16 protein-coding genes are annotated in these 14,737 nt (G+C 42.7%); 14 read left to right on the forward strand and 2 right to left on the reverse strand.

What is annotated here, in order from left to right; genetic code table 11:
* Positions 1-59 precede the first annotated feature (59 nt).
* The 10 genes from ABKW31_RS07585 (at position 60) to ABKW31_RS07630 (ending at position 6,806) form a co-directional block, all read left to right on the forward strand.
* Positions 60-623 carry a hypothetical protein gene (locus ABKW31_RS07585; RefSeq protein ID WP_348615719.1) on the forward strand — a complete coding sequence of 188 codons (564 nt, stop codon included), beginning with the start codon at positions 60-62 and terminating at the stop codon, positions 621-623.
* Positions 624-788: 165 nt separating this feature from the next.
* Entirely contained in the window at positions 789-959 is a 171-nt protein-coding gene (locus ABKW31_RS07590) for a hypothetical protein (RefSeq protein WP_348615720.1), read from the forward strand.
* 268 nt (positions 960-1,227) lie between these two features.
* On the forward strand, positions 1,228-1,881 hold the full coding sequence (locus tag ABKW31_RS07595; protein ID WP_348616025.1) for a CsgG/HfaB family protein: 654 nt from the start codon (positions 1,228-1,230) through the stop codon (positions 1,879-1,881).
* Between the two features lie 20 nt (positions 1,882-1,901).
* Complete coding sequence (locus ABKW31_RS07600) at positions 1,902-2,252, forward strand: DUF4810 domain-containing protein (RefSeq protein ID WP_348615721.1); 351 nt, start codon at positions 1,902-1,904, stop codon at positions 2,250-2,252.
* The gene (locus ABKW31_RS07605) at positions 2,249-2,926 is read left to right on the forward strand and encodes a DUF799 domain-containing protein (protein WP_348615723.1); all 678 of its coding nucleotides are present in this window, start codon (positions 2,249-2,251) and stop codon (positions 2,924-2,926) included. The genes ABKW31_RS07600 and ABKW31_RS07605 overlap by 4 nt, the downstream gene beginning before the upstream one ends.
* Before the next feature lie 282 nt (positions 2,927-3,208).
* The gene (locus ABKW31_RS07610; protein ID WP_348615724.1) at positions 3,209-4,213 is read left to right on the forward strand and encodes an AraC family transcriptional regulator ligand-binding domain-containing protein; all 1,005 of its coding nucleotides are present in this window, start codon (positions 3,209-3,211) and stop codon (positions 4,211-4,213) included.
* A gap of 229 nt (positions 4,214-4,442) precedes the next feature.
* The gene (locus tag ABKW31_RS07615) at positions 4,443-5,648 is read left to right on the forward strand and encodes an alkane 1-monooxygenase (RefSeq protein ID WP_348615725.1); all 1,206 of its coding nucleotides are present in this window, start codon (positions 4,443-4,445) and stop codon (positions 5,646-5,648) included.
* 67 nt (positions 5,649-5,715) lie between these two features.
* Positions 5,716-5,889 carry a rubredoxin gene (locus tag ABKW31_RS07620; protein ID WP_348615726.1) on the forward strand — a complete coding sequence of 58 codons (174 nt, stop codon included), beginning with the start codon at positions 5,716-5,718 and terminating at the stop codon, positions 5,887-5,889.
* Positions 5,890-5,899: 10 nt separating this feature from the next.
* Complete coding sequence (locus ABKW31_RS07625; protein ID WP_348615727.1) at positions 5,900-6,076, forward strand: rubredoxin; 177 nt, start codon at positions 5,900-5,902, stop codon at positions 6,074-6,076.
* A gap of 286 nt (positions 6,077-6,362) precedes the next feature.
* Positions 6,363-6,806 (forward strand): SirB2 family protein, encoded by a 444-nt coding sequence (locus ABKW31_RS07630; RefSeq protein WP_348615728.1) that lies wholly within the window; start codon positions 6,363-6,365, stop codon positions 6,804-6,806.
* A gap of 164 nt (positions 6,807-6,970) precedes the next feature.
* Here the strand turns inward: ABKW31_RS07630 and ABKW31_RS07635 are convergent, their stop codons facing one another.
* Complete coding sequence (locus ABKW31_RS07635) at positions 6,971-8,344, reverse strand: xanthine permease (protein ID WP_348615729.1); 1,374 nt, start codon at positions 8,342-8,344, stop codon at positions 6,971-6,973.
* 453 nt (positions 8,345-8,797) lie between these two features.
* Between ABKW31_RS07635 and ABKW31_RS07640 the strand changes: the two genes are divergently transcribed.
* The 3 genes from ABKW31_RS07640 (at position 8,798) to secF (ending at position 12,319) form a co-directional block, all read left to right on the forward strand.
* A complete protein-coding gene (locus ABKW31_RS07640; protein WP_348615731.1) occupies positions 8,798-9,325 on the forward strand; it encodes a hypothetical protein in 528 nt (175 codons plus the stop codon).
* Positions 9,326-9,479: 154 nt separating this feature from the next.
* Complete coding sequence (gene secD / locus ABKW31_RS07645) at positions 9,480-11,348, forward strand: protein translocase subunit SecD (RefSeq protein ID WP_348615732.1); 1,869 nt, start codon at positions 9,480-9,482, stop codon at positions 11,346-11,348.
* The gene (gene secF / locus ABKW31_RS07650) at positions 11,348-12,319 is read left to right on the forward strand and encodes a protein translocase subunit SecF (RefSeq protein WP_348615733.1); all 972 of its coding nucleotides are present in this window, start codon (positions 11,348-11,350) and stop codon (positions 12,317-12,319) included. Before secD ends, secF begins: the two co-directional genes overlap by 1 nt.
* 565 nt (positions 12,320-12,884) lie before the next feature.
* On the opposite strand, the gene ABKW31_RS07655 is transcribed toward secF, so the two are convergent.
* Entirely contained in the window at positions 12,885-13,364 is a 480-nt protein-coding gene (locus ABKW31_RS07655) for a peptidylprolyl isomerase (RefSeq protein ID WP_348615735.1), read from the reverse strand.
* Between the two features lie 248 nt (positions 13,365-13,612).
* Here ABKW31_RS07655 and mnmH point away from each other — a divergent pair, with 248 nt between their 5' ends.
* Positions 13,613-14,704, forward strand: a complete 1,092-nt coding sequence (mnmH, locus tag ABKW31_RS07660) for a tRNA 2-selenouridine(34) synthase MnmH (protein WP_348615736.1) — start codon at positions 13,613-13,615, stop codon at positions 14,702-14,704.
* Positions 14,705-14,737 lie beyond the last annotated feature (33 nt).

Consider the following 14,737-nt stretch of genomic DNA (forward strand, 5'->3'; position numbering starts at 1 on the left):
TATCAGCAAACTGGTGTATATTTTTTTCACAGTACACATCTCATGATCAGAAGGCCACGGTGAATATAAAAGAAAACTCGACTCAGCATCTTATTTTTTCATCAACTCCTTGGGGTTGGCCAATTGTTGGAGTGATTTTGGCTGGATTCTGTTTTTCGGTCGAACCGCAACCGATGACGGACTATCCTCTAATAAACAAATTAATCCTTATATTTGTGGGTTTGCTATTTCTTGGCTTATTTACATTGGCTATACGTAAGTTACTTATCCATTTTGACCGTGAGGCAGGTACAATTACCCGAACCACTGAGCCCTTGTTGCCCCTTGGTCGAATTCATCTCTTCCGTCCGCGCAGCGAAACAAGGCCAATTAAGCCAGTGCTCTACGCCTACGCCGAAAGACAAAGGAAAAGTAGCAAAACCGCCCAATCAAATTATAGCCTTGCATTGGCAACTGGCCCAATTCCTGATGAAATTTTTAGCGGAGACAGCGCCTTTATCTTTGAACCAGAGATGGACAAAGTGCGCTGGCTAGTGGGCCACAATGCCGGAATGAAAGAGAATAAAGCGGACGAGATTGTTTCAACGGTTAATCAGTGGCTCGGCACAGAGATAGCACATTAAAGCATTTAAAACTTACTCTACTTGTTCTTGCTGACTGATGTCTGTGAACTCTCTGTTTCAGTTTTTGGGTCTTTTTTGTTACTCAAATATTTTAATAAACTTAAAAGAAATTGAGGGTTTTAGGTTATATTTCAGTCATTAATACTCAAATAGCTAAACTGAATTATGTCTGAGAAAAAAGTTAAGTTTGAATTAGAGAAAAAGAATAAAAATAGCGTTCGATATAAAGAGGTGCCAGAAGATGGCATGCCTCCCGTTATCGGCAGTATTTACGTGCAAAGTTGGTTTGCAGGAAGCAGTAAAAATATTGAAATAACCATAGCTAAACTCGATTAACGCCAAGGAGTGATAATAATTAAATTTAGCGCTGTAATTTTTCGTTGCAAAAGTCAAAGTGTTTTGGCAAAGGAGTAGCACTTATTGATAAATTGGATTATAAATGCGGCTCAACGATAAAGAATAGTCACCTCTAAATAATTGGTTTACAAGGTAGTAAGCCCGATGCAAACATCTACCTACTCAGGCATATCTTATTCGCTAATTTTTGACCTAATCGACTTTAATTTAAGGAATACAAATGAAATCAATAATATCAAAAATCTCTATGTCAGCTCTAGTAACCGGGGCAACTGTAATATTGTTATCAGGTTGCGCAACCACTACATCTAAGGTTATCGAAACGCCTAAGGTTAATACCTACAATACTGCTTATGCAGGAGTTAAAAACAAGATCGCTGTGGGTAATTTTGTGAATAGGTCAAGTTTCCAAAATGGAATTTTTTCATCAGGTACCGATAGATTGGGTAGTCAAGCAAAAACCACTTTGCTAAGCCACTTACAGCAAACAAACCGTTTTTCGGTGTTAGACCGCGACAATATGGCAATGCTAGCAAATGAAGCAAATATTGCTGGCGCAGAGCAAAGCATAGCAGGTGCAAAATTTGTAGTGACTGGCGATGTAACTGAATTTGGCCGCAAAGATGTGGGTGACAAACAGTTATTTGGTCTGCTAGGTAAAGGTAAATCGCAAATAGCCTACGCCAAGGTCACCCTCAACATTGTAGATGTAACAACGTCCGAACTGGTTTATTCAGTGCAGGGTGCAGGTGAATACAGTTTATCTGAGCGCGAAGTAATTGGCTTTGGTAGTACTGCGGGTTACGACGCAACACTGAACGGCAAAGTACTAGATTTAGCTATTCGTGAGGCCGTTAACAACTTAGTGACAGGTCTTGAGACTGGAACTTGGAAAATATAATTAAATAAGGAAATACTTAAATGCGCGTATTGTTTGTTATTTGTTCTGCGGTGTTTTTTTTATCCGGTTGTAAAACCGTTGAGCCCACATATTATTATGGTGCCTATCCAGAAGCCATATATAGCTACTTTAAGGCTGACGAAACATCGATTAGTCAGCAAATTATGATTTTAGAGCAGGTCATTGAACAAGCTCGAGGCAAAGGCAAGCCGGTTGCACCTGGCGTACATGCCCACCTCGGTATGTTGTATTTTGAATCAGGTAACGCAGAACAAGGTACCACTCATTTTGAACAAGAAAAAGCCTTGTTCCCAGAGTCGGCTGCTTACCTCGACTTTTTAATGAATAAGACGGCTGGAGAAAAAATATGAGACATCTTCAACTTGTCATCGTGCTTATTGCTGTTGCATTAACCAGTGCCTGTGTATCTATGCCTCCCGGCCAAGATTATACGGCTTTTAGAAGCGCCGATCCCCACTCAATTGTAGTATTACTGCCTCTGAATAAATCAACAGAAGTAGTCGCGCCCTACAGTGTCATGGCACAATTAGTTGCGCCTATTGCCGAGTCGGGCTTTTACGTATTTCCTGTCGCCGTGGTTGATCAAACCTTTAAGAACAATGGTTTAACCGTTGCCAACGACATACATGCAGTGCCGATTCAAAAACTTCACGAAATATTTGCCGCAGATGCAGCGTTGTATCTGACTATAGAGCAATATGGTACAAGCTACGTCGTAATATCCAGTGACACTGTGGTAAGTGTTTCCGCAACTTTAGTCGACTTAAGAACAGGTGATGTACTTTGGCAAGGTGCCGCTAGTGCATCGAGTGCAGAAACACGGGGTAATAATGGCGGCGGCTTAGTCGGTATGTTGGTAGAAGCAGCGTTAAATCAGATTATTGAAACGGTTACTGATAGGGGCTTCGATATCGCAGCTATCACCTCTAACAGACTGTTTTCTGCTGAAAGTTATAATGGTTTGTTGCATGGCCCACGTTCTAAAAAATACGGTCAACCTGCCACTAGTGAAAAACAAAAGTAAAGTTGAGACAAAGTATGCCGGTGACACAATGTTCCGGCTTACAACAACTCATTGATTCAGACGAGGCTGTTAGCGCCGCCATAACGGCGGCCGCTGTTTAAACTCACCCGATTAATAGTAAAACAGTGTGTATTCAGCCTTATATCCTTACTCTCGTGTGAACTCAATCTACTCCTTGGAGCTTACCTCTCACCCACCAGGCATATAAGCGTGATTGATAATAAAGTCACAGACCATTAAGATTAACTATCTTTATAAAAAAGCCAAAGAGCAGAGTGTTTGATGCAGTCAGAACACTTAATTTCAGTGACCTATTGGAACCATTTTTTACGTTATGCACAGGAGCACAATGTAAATTTACAGCAATTGGGCGCACTTTCTAACCTTGATGCAACTGAGCATTACATCCCCTTGTCGCACGTAAAATTGCTGATTGAGGTTATGCTTGAACAAGGCATACCGCCGTGGTTAGGTTTAGAAGTAGCTGATAGTATTTCAGTCTCAAGCCATGGCCACTTAGGTTTTGGCTTGTCCCATGCGCAAGATTTTAAGCAATGCCTCGATTTTGTGGTTAAATTTTATCCAACCCGCTCGCAAATTGTCGATTTCAGTCTCAGCACCCAAAGTGATTATATTTATCTTTCGATTACTCCCTCTGGAGATTGGTCACCAGTAGAAATAGTTCTGTATGAAGGCGTCATCAAGATGCTGCATAACTTTATTCGCTTTGCTATTGGTAATTTGGTGAATGAGTGTTTAATTGAATTACCCTACGACGCACCAGCTTGGCACGCTACATACCCATCCTTTTTGGGACCGCATATTCAATTTTCTGCGCCAGTAGCAAGAATACGCTTCCCTGTCGCCTGGCTGGCGATCCGATGTTTATCCGGTGATCCACACTCGCTAAATATGGCGCAAGAACAATGTGAAGTGGAGCTTCTGCGATTAGCCCAGCAGCATACTTATGAAGACAAAATTATTCATCTGCTTGAAGCCTCTCGCTGTTACGAACTGACTATTGAAGAAGCTGCTCACAAACTCAATCTGTCAAAAAGCACACTAATTAGAAAACTACGACAAGAAAACACTTCTTTCAAAAGTATTATCGAAACCCTGAAAAAACGTGATGCCTGTCGTTTGTTACATCAAACCAACCAAAAAATAGACGTTATTGCCATGCAATTGGGCTATGAAGATGTATCTAATTTTAGCCGCACCTTCAAACGCTGGTTTGCTTGCTCACCCGGTGCCTACCGCGAGAAACAGCAGCAACAGCAACAATAATCACCTAACAACATCGTCTCATTCTGTAGTCCGAGTTAGGCTGTTAGCGCAATGCATAACCCTTACTAAATATCTTAAAAACACTGCATTCCAACAGTCAGTAATAATTTTCTAAACATGACACTAATTGACCAACGCTTGGCACTAAAGGCCATGTCGCTTGCATTTCAAGGTAGATAAAATCTTACTCAATTTATAACGATTCTTTTATTCCGACCCAAGAGACACTATGGAAAATAAGTTTGAACCAAATATGCTGGCCGCCGCTCGCTCTAATACTCCGTCAGATAATTCAGCTTGGATAGCAAGCAAAAAATACTGCTATGCACTGTCACTTATCGTACTTATTTTACCCTTATTATCGGCTTATTATGCAGTAACAAGTGGCAATGGTTTATGGCTGTGGGGTCCCTTTGTTTTTTTGTATGCTGGTATCACCCTGCTCGACAAGTTTTTTGGTGATGATGACGCCAACCCTAGCGAGACCTTGGTTGAAGAAATTAAAAATCAGGCTTACTACAAATATGTTTTGTTCATCGCAGTACCCATGTTGTGGTTAGCAGTAATCGTTTTAGCCTATGTTGTCACACAGTACGAGTGGTCGTGGTTTAGCTTTTTAGGGGCAGCCTTAAGTGGGGGAATTATGGCGGCATCGGGTGTCAACATCGGCCATGAGTTGGGCCATAAGGTGAATGACAAAGGGCAGCAACTTGCTGCACAACTGGCCCTTGCCTTGAGTGGTTATGGCCACTTTGTTATTGAACACAACAAAGGTCACCATAAAGATGTGGCCACACCGGAGGATCCTGCCTCATCCAGAATGGGAGAATCCATTTACAAATTTGTGCTGCGTGAAATACCTGGCGCATTTCGTCGGGCAAGGGCGCTGGAAGTAGCAAGATTACAGCGCCTCGGTAAGTCAGAATGGTCAATGCAAAATGAAATTATTCAAACCGCGTTAATTACCATCACCGCCTATGCTTTAATGTTAGCTTTTTTTGGCCCCTTGATGATCCCATTTTTGGCTATTGTTGCTGCCTACGGTTATTGGGCTTTAACCTCTGCAAACTATATCGAGCACTATGGTTTATTGCGCAAAAAAGAAGCCAATGGTCGCTATGAACGCTGTAAACCGCAGCACTCTTGGAACAGCAATCATAAAGTATCCAATCTCTTCCTGTTGCATTTACAACGCCATTCTGATCATCACGCCCACCCTACTCGCCCGTATCAAGTGCTGCGTGATTACAACAATGTGCCTAAGCTACATGCGGGTTATCCATGGATGTATATCTTAGCCTTATTTCCCAAGGTTTGGTTTTCAGTTATGGATCCTAAGGTTGCCGATTGGGCGCAAGGCGATATGAATAATGTCAATATGGATCCAGTGGCAAAAGACGACAGGTTCAAACGTTACCATCGTAAAACACTATAACATTTGAACGAGTAAGCAAAGTTCAACTGAACTCATCACTAAAACATGATTTTAATGGAGAATAAAAATGGCAAAATTTGAGTGCCCAGACTGCGCTTATATTTACGACGAAGATAAAGGCGCAGCCCACGAAGGCTACCCAGCTGGTACATTGTGGGCAGATATTCCTGAAGACTTCCCCTGCCCAGATTGCTTTGTCAGAGACAAGCCCGATTTCATAGAAATAGCAGAAGATAAGTGAGAACTGCACCATGACAGCACAAGCCTACCGCCAATATTGCTGCATCACCTGCGGCTTAATTTATGATGAAGCGCTTGGCTTTCCTGATGAGGGTATTCTCGCTGGCACTCGCTTTAAAGACATCCCAGATGACTGGACGTGCCCAGACTGTTCGGCGTCAAAATCTGATTTTGAACTCATTGAGTAACAATCTATCTTGCGCTCTGTTTTAGCAGACTGAATAAGACTAAAGCCCTGATCGACACCAACCATAGCTATTAATGCCATTTCCTAATAGCTTTGCAATCAACCTGCCCTGCAGGCACCAAAGATAGTCCTTTTAAGTTAGTTTTATCGGTTTAAAAACAGAAATATATGTTGTTGAGGTAATTTATCAATTTAAACAATCTACTTTACGTTACTATCTGTATCAGTTATCAACAGTGCTTTTATTAAGACAAATTCAAAAATCATAAACTCAGGGATCCACTACCATGTACATGATCGTTAAACATGCTCACCTCACGATAATTTTGCTGACTTTCGTGTTTTTTATTATCAATTTTGTATTGACGATTAAAAAATCCGATGCGGTAAATAATAAGATATTAAAAATTGGCCCGCATATTTTATACACCTTGTTTGTCATCACCTTTATTTACATGGTGGCGGTGAATCCACTTAATTTGTACCCTTTTGTCAATGGTTGGGCTTCATCTAAGCTGGCTGGCTTTGTTTTGTATGTACTGTCGATTACCTTTGCGCTTAAGTGGGCTAAATCAAACTTATGGCGTTTTGTCGGATTGATTAGCGCCATTTTCTGGTTGCTCATGACTGCTAAACTTGCCTTTGCTCACCATCTCAAAGTAAAAGGCGCTGAGGGTGATGTTAATGCTTACATTGACTCTTTGCAGTCTATAGTAGCTGTACTTTGCTAGTGAACACTCACTTAGGCCAACCGAAGCCACAGTAAAATAAGACCTGTAGACTTATTGCTCGTTGCTACCTTTGATTTGCTTTAAATAACCAAGCCCATCAAAGGTAGCAACGAGTAGTCACTTTTTATCTCTTGGGCTAGCGAAAGAATTAAGCTCAACCTGCCTTAACTGTCTTTTTTGGGTTTAAAAACACCAAGCCCACATAAAGCGACAATAGTGATAATCCCCACCAACAAACCTAACCAAGGTTCAAAAATGCTAAATGCCATGGCGGTAATAACCATTGCACCACGCTCTGTCGCATCATGTACCAATGATAAAGCCAAGGTTGCACAAGCAAACGCAGTCAGTACAAGGGTAACCGCTAACGCAACTGGCAGCAGTGGTTGTAGCAACGTCACTAGTGGTAGAAATATAAACAAAAAGGGCAAACCAAAAGCGTAAAAACTGCCTATGCTGTCAAAAATCGAATCTATCTTGTCCCGCCCTTGTGTCCAGCGCTTAAGCAGCACAACTTGTATACCGGTCCACAATACGCCTTGAGTGGCAAAGAAAGGTGCAATAATACCCATCAAAATATTTCTGATACCTGTGGCCATATGCGCTCGGCTACCATTTAATTCAAGCTTTTCATCTGTGCGAATCACTTGCGCTTGTTCTATCATTTCATTGCCAGTCACTACGTCACCAAAAAATAAAATGTATGTTATGAGCGCCAAGGGGAAGGAGGACAAAAAGGTCTCAATAGGCGGCCAACCAATAGCAAAAGGTGACGCTTTTGCCCATAAAGAGGCGGTCGATGCGCCTACATCCAGAATTTCCCAACGAATATTGTATTCAAATTCACCGGTAAAATACCCAACGGTCCCAGCGATAACAAAGCCAGGTAGTAAACCAAAACCAAGTACAGTGGCTAGCCATCTTTTATCTGTCGCAAGGGACTGTAAGGGTTTAGAAAAAGCAAAGACCAAACAAACAACTACCCCCAAGGTTCCAGCGATTGGGGCAGACTGAAATACGTTGGCCGCATCACCATCTTTGGTTACCCGTAAAAAAGCCGCAACGGCGGCACCAAGAATAATGCCGCCTTTAAATACATTAGGCACCACTTTAATCAACTTAGCGCCAAGTCCGGTCACCCCCAATACAATCAAAATAAAAGCAAAGTTTAATGACAGTGCAGTCATGGCTTGAAACTGTGAGGTATGGTCACCTAAATAAGCGGGCGCGGTAATAAATGCCACAACAAAGGGTATCGCTGGAGTTAACCAACCGGGGGCATACGGGTCGCCAAAAAACATCCAAGAAAAAGAAATAAGCAGACTATGAAACATCGCCATAGTGACCGCTTCTTCAAAATTTAACCCTAACAAGGCCATAAAATAGGGTACCAAGGCCATGCCTGTAGCACCGGCAACGGCTAGTCCTTGAAGCATATCAGACAAGGAAAAACGTAAATGAATGAGGGGTATCCGCATCGTAAAAGGCCCCCAATTAAAACCGGGTTGAACTTCTCCATCAGGTCTTTTCTTTAGCATAGGTTTATTCTCATTATTGGGCTAAATTTAATACGGTTCATATTGCTTAATATGTCGCTTCCTTACCACTTGCTTACCAAGTCGGACAGCTACTTTTACACTATTTTTAACACAAAAGGATCAATTAACTTACATTTATGCAGATGATTTAATCAGACCGCTTTTATAAGCATGTAATCAATATTGCTTTACCGTCCAAAGACTTAAGCTAATAGATTTAGATGACATCTATATTGAGTGGCTAAGGAAACTGTCGAATGTACTGATGAGATGAATTTAAAAATTATCAGTTTCTACCTGTAAGCCGTTCGACTATTAATAACGGCATATTGGTATTTTATTACCCTTGATCTTGTATTTGTGTATTTCAGCCCCCATTTATTGAACAGTTTTGGTACAACAAATTAATTAACGTTTATGTGGATTTGGCGCGCATTTATTTTCAGTTTGAGTATGGCTCTTTTTGCAGCGATATCATCCCCTGCCTGCGCACTTGAAAATCCATTACAATCGCAGAATATTAACGCTGATAACTTTGTTGATTTGCATAGTCAATTCGGCGATGCCCAAAGCAGCAAGACCATTAGTCACCATGCCTTGCTCACCCAGACCTTATCTTTTGACTGCGTGTTACCTGTGCAAAAAAGTAAATCAAACACACTGGCTGACAACGACGAGAGCAACAGCTCAAGTAAGACACCTACTTATCAGCGCAGATTTAATCCCAATATCAGTTTGCCTCCCTTTGAGCGCCAAGCCGCTAGTGCTTTTGGCTCTGTGGTTCAAATTGAACCAATTTTTGTTTTAAGCCACGAATTTCTACCTGAAATCTTAGGGTTAAAATACTTTTTAGCGCCCTTGATCACAAACAGCGCCGTGCCATGGTACTTGCGTCCCGACGCAGCTAATCGGCATGGTCGCCTTGCCGGCTGGAAAGACGGTAATTCCATGTACACTGCTAGCATAACCTACCTGAGTTAATTCGTTCTCGCGCTATTACAGCGCACTTTTTTTGTAAGTACTGCTGTACTGAAATTAATTTCGCGCTTGCGTATTACTGCGCCTGCGCCCCCCATTTTAGCCATAAGTCGTTAAACGTCTGATGACTGTCTCTGGGGAACAAAAGAGAACAAACATGCGAAAAACAACAAAGTCCAAGTACACTTGGCAAATTTTACTGATCATTATCACTGTGATTATTTTGGGCTTAAATGCCATCCCTACTTTATACGGCAATAACAATGCATTACTGATCAGCGCCGTTAATTCAACTCAATCCCAAGCGAATATTCAACACTTACCTTCACCCGAGCAGCTACGCAAAGTAATGCAGCTAGCAGATATTCAAGTTAAGCAAATCATTAATAGTGAAACTGACAGCAAAATCGTTATTGATAGAGATGACGAAACACTCGTTCGCGCCCAAGAACAGCTAAAGAACGCTTTGGGTGATGACTATCACGTGCGCTTAAGTAACCAATCGGCTGCGCCTGATTGGCTGCAAGGGCTTGGCATGTCACCTATTAAGTTGGGTTTAGACTTAAGCGGCGGTGTGCTGTTTGTGCTAGAAGTGGATACCCACAAAGCTGACCAAGAACGTCTTAGCAATGCTAAGGACGAAGCCTTACAGATCATTCATGATAAAGACCTCAAAGGTATCAGTGTCAAAGTGGCTCTTGTCACTGACAAAACTGATAGTAAAACGGCGGCCGAAAACAAAATCGAGTTAGGCTTTCTCAGTGAGCAGGCCTTTCAGGTAAAGGCCGTGGTGAGTGAATTACAACAACGTTTGCCGGGCATAAGCTACGCAAAAACGGACGATCGTAGTGGTACTTTGACTTTTTCAGAACAAAATATTAGTACTTTTCACCATGAAATTATGGCTCAGGCCCTGACGACTTTGCGCAGTCGTATCGAAGAGCTCGGTATCACCGAAGCGGTGACTCAGCGTCAAGGACAAAACCGCATTCGCATCGAGCTGCCTGGGGTAAAAGACCCTGAACAAGCCAAACGTATTATTGGTGCCACTGCTTCATTAGACTTTTATCAAATGACCAATAGCGACATAGTCGCTGCCAAAAGTTTTATTGATGAAAATGGGCGGCGCTTACTTGTTGCGCCCAAACCTATCTTTACTGGCGCAAATATCGAAAATGCCCATGCCGGGCGTGACGAAATGGGTATGGCACTGGTAAATCTGACGCTTGACAGCATCGGCGGTAAGAATATGTCGGAATTTTCCCGAGATAACATCGGTAAGCCTATGGTCACTATTTTTTCTGAATATCATAAAAACCCTGCCGATGAGATGGTCAAAAGTAGCAAAGTTATCAGCGTAGCAACTATTCAAAGTCAATTAGGTAAGCGCTTTAGCATTACCAATTTAGACAGCCCGCAGGCGGCTGCCGATCTGGCCTTATTATTACGCGCTGGTTCATTAGACGCGCCCATCACCATTGTGCAGCAACGCACCATTCAAGCCTCTCTGGGTAAAGAAAACGTCAGTAACGGTATTATGGCCTTGGCCATAGGCTTGAGTATCACTTTACTGTTTATGGGCTTGTGGTATCGCAAATTGGGCCTTATTGCGAATGCTAGTTTGGTGCTAAACCTAGTGTGTTTATTAGGTTTAATGGCCTTATTACCTAACGTGATACTGACCTTACCAGGCATTGCCGGACTGGTTTTAACCGTGGGCATGGCGGTAGATACTAACGTACTGATTTTTGAAAGGATAAAAGAAGAACGCCAGCGCGGGCGCAGTAACTTTTTGGCCATTGAAACCGGCTACAAAGAAGCCTTCGCAACAATTTTAGATGCCAATGTGACCACCATGATCACAGCGCTTATTTTGCTCAGTATTGGTTACGGGCCAGTCAAAGGTTTCGCCATAACATTAAGCTTAGGCATTTTAACCAGCATGTTTACCGGTGTATTTGTCGCCCACACCCTGACGTATTTAGTTAAACCACAAATTGCGCTTAAACATAAGGAGCAAATCTAATGAGCAGTAAATCAATTATCAGCAGCAAACAAGATGAGCTTAAGCAAACCACAAATGCTACAGCGACCTTAGCCACTTTCAGCAAGTACCGCTTAGCAGGCTTTTATCTGGCGATTACCCTGATAGTGCTGTCGCTTATCGGCCTAAGTTTTAAAGGCTTAAACCTAGGGCTAGACTTTACTGGTGGTTACATGACCGAGTTCACCACTTCACAAAGCATCGATAAAAACCAAATGAAAAGCCAACTAACAACGCACTTATCCGCTGACTTTGAGCTAAACAGTAACGCGCTCGGAACCCAATGGACGATCCGTCAAGCAGATGGCGCAGCGCATATCATCGACAAAGAGTGGTTGAATACTTTTACCAGCCAAAGCGGCTATGACATTACACCGCAAGACTCAGTGTATATCGGCTCACAAGTGGGCTCAGAACTTATCGACAACGGCAGTTTAGCCTTACTTTTTGCCGCGATCGCGATGATGATGTATCTAACCTGGCGCTTTGAATGGCGTTTAGCCTGTGGCTCATTGGTCGCCTTAATGCATGACGTATTGGTGGTGCTCGGTTTGTTTGCTTGGCTTGGCCTACCTTTTGATTTAACGGTGCTGGCCAGTGTACTCGCTGTTATTGGTTACTCGCTCAACGACTCCATTATTATCGGAGACAGATTACGTGAGGTCATGCGTGCAAAAACCAATATGAGTATGAGTAACATAGTTGATACTGCAATTAAGTCGACCCTAACTCGCTCCCTTATCACCTCTGGCACTACACTGGCAACTATCAGCGCAATTTGGATATTTGGTGGTCAGCCTCTGCAAGGTTTTGCGATTGGTCTTTTTGCTGGAGTGGTAGTGGGTACGCTATCGTCAATTGCAGTATCCGCAACCATTCCACAGCTGATTGGCTTAAACCCAGAGTTTTATCAACATCGCGCTCAAGCCTTATTGGTCAATGACGAACCTTAAACATCCAAGCGTTAACGCTTAGCATAGAGATAAACGCCCACAGACGTGGGCGTTTTTATTTAGCGTTTCAGGCGATGCATGTATACACCAAATTAATTTTGTCTAGTGAATCATATTATTTGTAAGAATGATAAAGACTTGGAGTAATTCCAAACTGCTTTTTCAAGTAAGCTAGGCCAGCAAATATTCAAACACCCACGCTAACATTATCTTTCAGTTGCCCCCTATTAGGCTCATACTAGGCGCCTATATATCGACATTACCGTTTTCATTGATGTCAATTTTTAGGAACAGTCTCAGGTTGGCTCAAACTGACTTTAGGTTAATTTAAATGATGGCTAGAGGTAAATATTATGAGCAAAGGACAAGACAGCAAAAAAGATTCTAAAAAGAAACCGCTTTTAAACGCAAAAGAAAAGAAAGCGGCCAAGCAATCAAAGAAAACTGACAAGAATGTACTAGGACATTAAGAAAATCAGGCTGCCTAAATTTTATGGCGACCTTTTAAATGCAGGAATTAGCCAGCACAAAAGTGCTGGCTTTTTTATTTTATCAGGGGCGGAGCTTAGTGCTGATGACCGCCTGCGCCATGCACGTGACCATGAGCGAGCTCTTCTTCAGTCGCTTCTCTCACTTCAATTACCGAGCCTGAAAAATTCAGCGTTTTACCCGCTAAGGGGTGATTAGGATCGACAGTAATATTATCGTCTTCTACTTTAGCGACGACTAACTGCACCGGCCCGCTCTCGGTTTGAGCAGTAAATACCATGCCTGTTTCGATATTTTCAACGCCTTGAAAGGCTTCACGAGGCACGACTTGTAATATTTCGGCATTATATTCACCGTAGCCTTCGGTCGGCTCAACGGTTACTGCAAATTCATCGCCTGGGGCTTTGCCCACGAGTGCGGCTTCTAAACCCGGGATAATATTGTTTTGGCCATGTAGGTAAACTAACGGCTCGCCACCTTCAGAGCTATCAACAATTTGTCCCTCGGTGTCTTTAACGGTGAAGTTTAGCGATACTACTTTTTGATCTGCAATCATTTGCTCGTCCTTTCATTTTTATCGGTTAGTTTCATAGCGCAGGTCGGTGCCACCAAAATTCAAGTTGCACCAGCACAAACGCATGCTAAATGTTCGATTAAGAGAGTTGGGGGCTTTTTCACGCAAATCAAGTGCTCACAATAGAAGCCTGCAAGCGCTCTTTCTATCTGTCCATTTATACTTGGGAGCACTAAAGTTATTACAATTCTGCTAAGCTAGGCCTCGAATTAAACTTTTAAGGACTGCGCTTGCAAACTACCGCCGACTATACGGCCTTGTTTCTTAATGATATTCCAATGATGGACGTAAGAGCCCCGATTGAATTCAACAAGGGTGCTTTTCCGCATTCTGTCAATCATCCACTCATGAACGATTCCGAGCGGGAGGCCGTTGGTACGTGTTACAAAAAACAAGGCCAAGAGGCAGCGTTTGCCTTAGGCAACAGCTTAGTAAAGGGCGAAGTTAAAGCGCAACGGGTCGGAGCTTGGCAGCAATTTCATCAGCAAAACCCCGGAGGTCTTCTATATTGTTTTCGCGGTGGTCTGCGTTCCCGAGTGACCCAACAATGGCTGAGCGAAGCGGGCATCGACATGCCTTTTATCGAAGGCGGTTACAAGGCGATGCGTCAGTTTTTATTGGCGCAACTGCATGAACGTATTAGCCAAGGAAATATCCAAGTGCTATCAGGTCCCACGGGCTCGGGCAAAACGGAAGTGATTCACGAATGGCCCCAATCAGTCGACTTTGAAGGTCTAGCCAATCACCGCGGCAGTGCATTTGGCAGTACTGGCAGTAAACAACCCAGCCAAATTGATTTTGAAAACGCCTGGTCGGTGAGCTGGTTAAAACATGCCAATAAAAACAATACACCAGTCTTATTTGAAGATGAGTCACGCATGATTGGTCATATTGCGTTGTTGCCAGAGTATTTAGCCCTGAGTAAGCAGGCACCGATCATAGTACTCATCGCCCCCTTGCAAGAGCGGATTGAGCGAATTCGCAAAGACTATTTTGTCCATGCCTACCAATCACAACTGAGCAAAGGTGAAGATGTGGCCTTAACCTACCTTGATGGTTTTATCCGCGGTGCTTTGACACGGATAAAAAATCGCCTCGGTGGTGAGCGTTTTAAAAATCTAAGTACTTTACTGGACAGTGGCGTCATACAATTGTCGAATCAGGGCAGTTGGAGCAAGTTTGACGACATAATTGAGGTGCTGCTGAGTGATTATTACGATCCAATGTATGAATATCAATTAAGTGCAAAAGCCAAATTCAAAATTTTTGAAGGTAGTCATCAGGAGATCCTCGATTGGCTATCACAGCACAAAACAGCATAAGTAAATCGGTTTTTATCAAATTAATGAGGCAAC

Source organism: Paraglaciecola sp. 25GB23A (assembly GCF_040012495.1).
GTDB lineage: Bacteria > Pseudomonadota > Gammaproteobacteria > Enterobacterales > Alteromonadaceae > Paraglaciecola.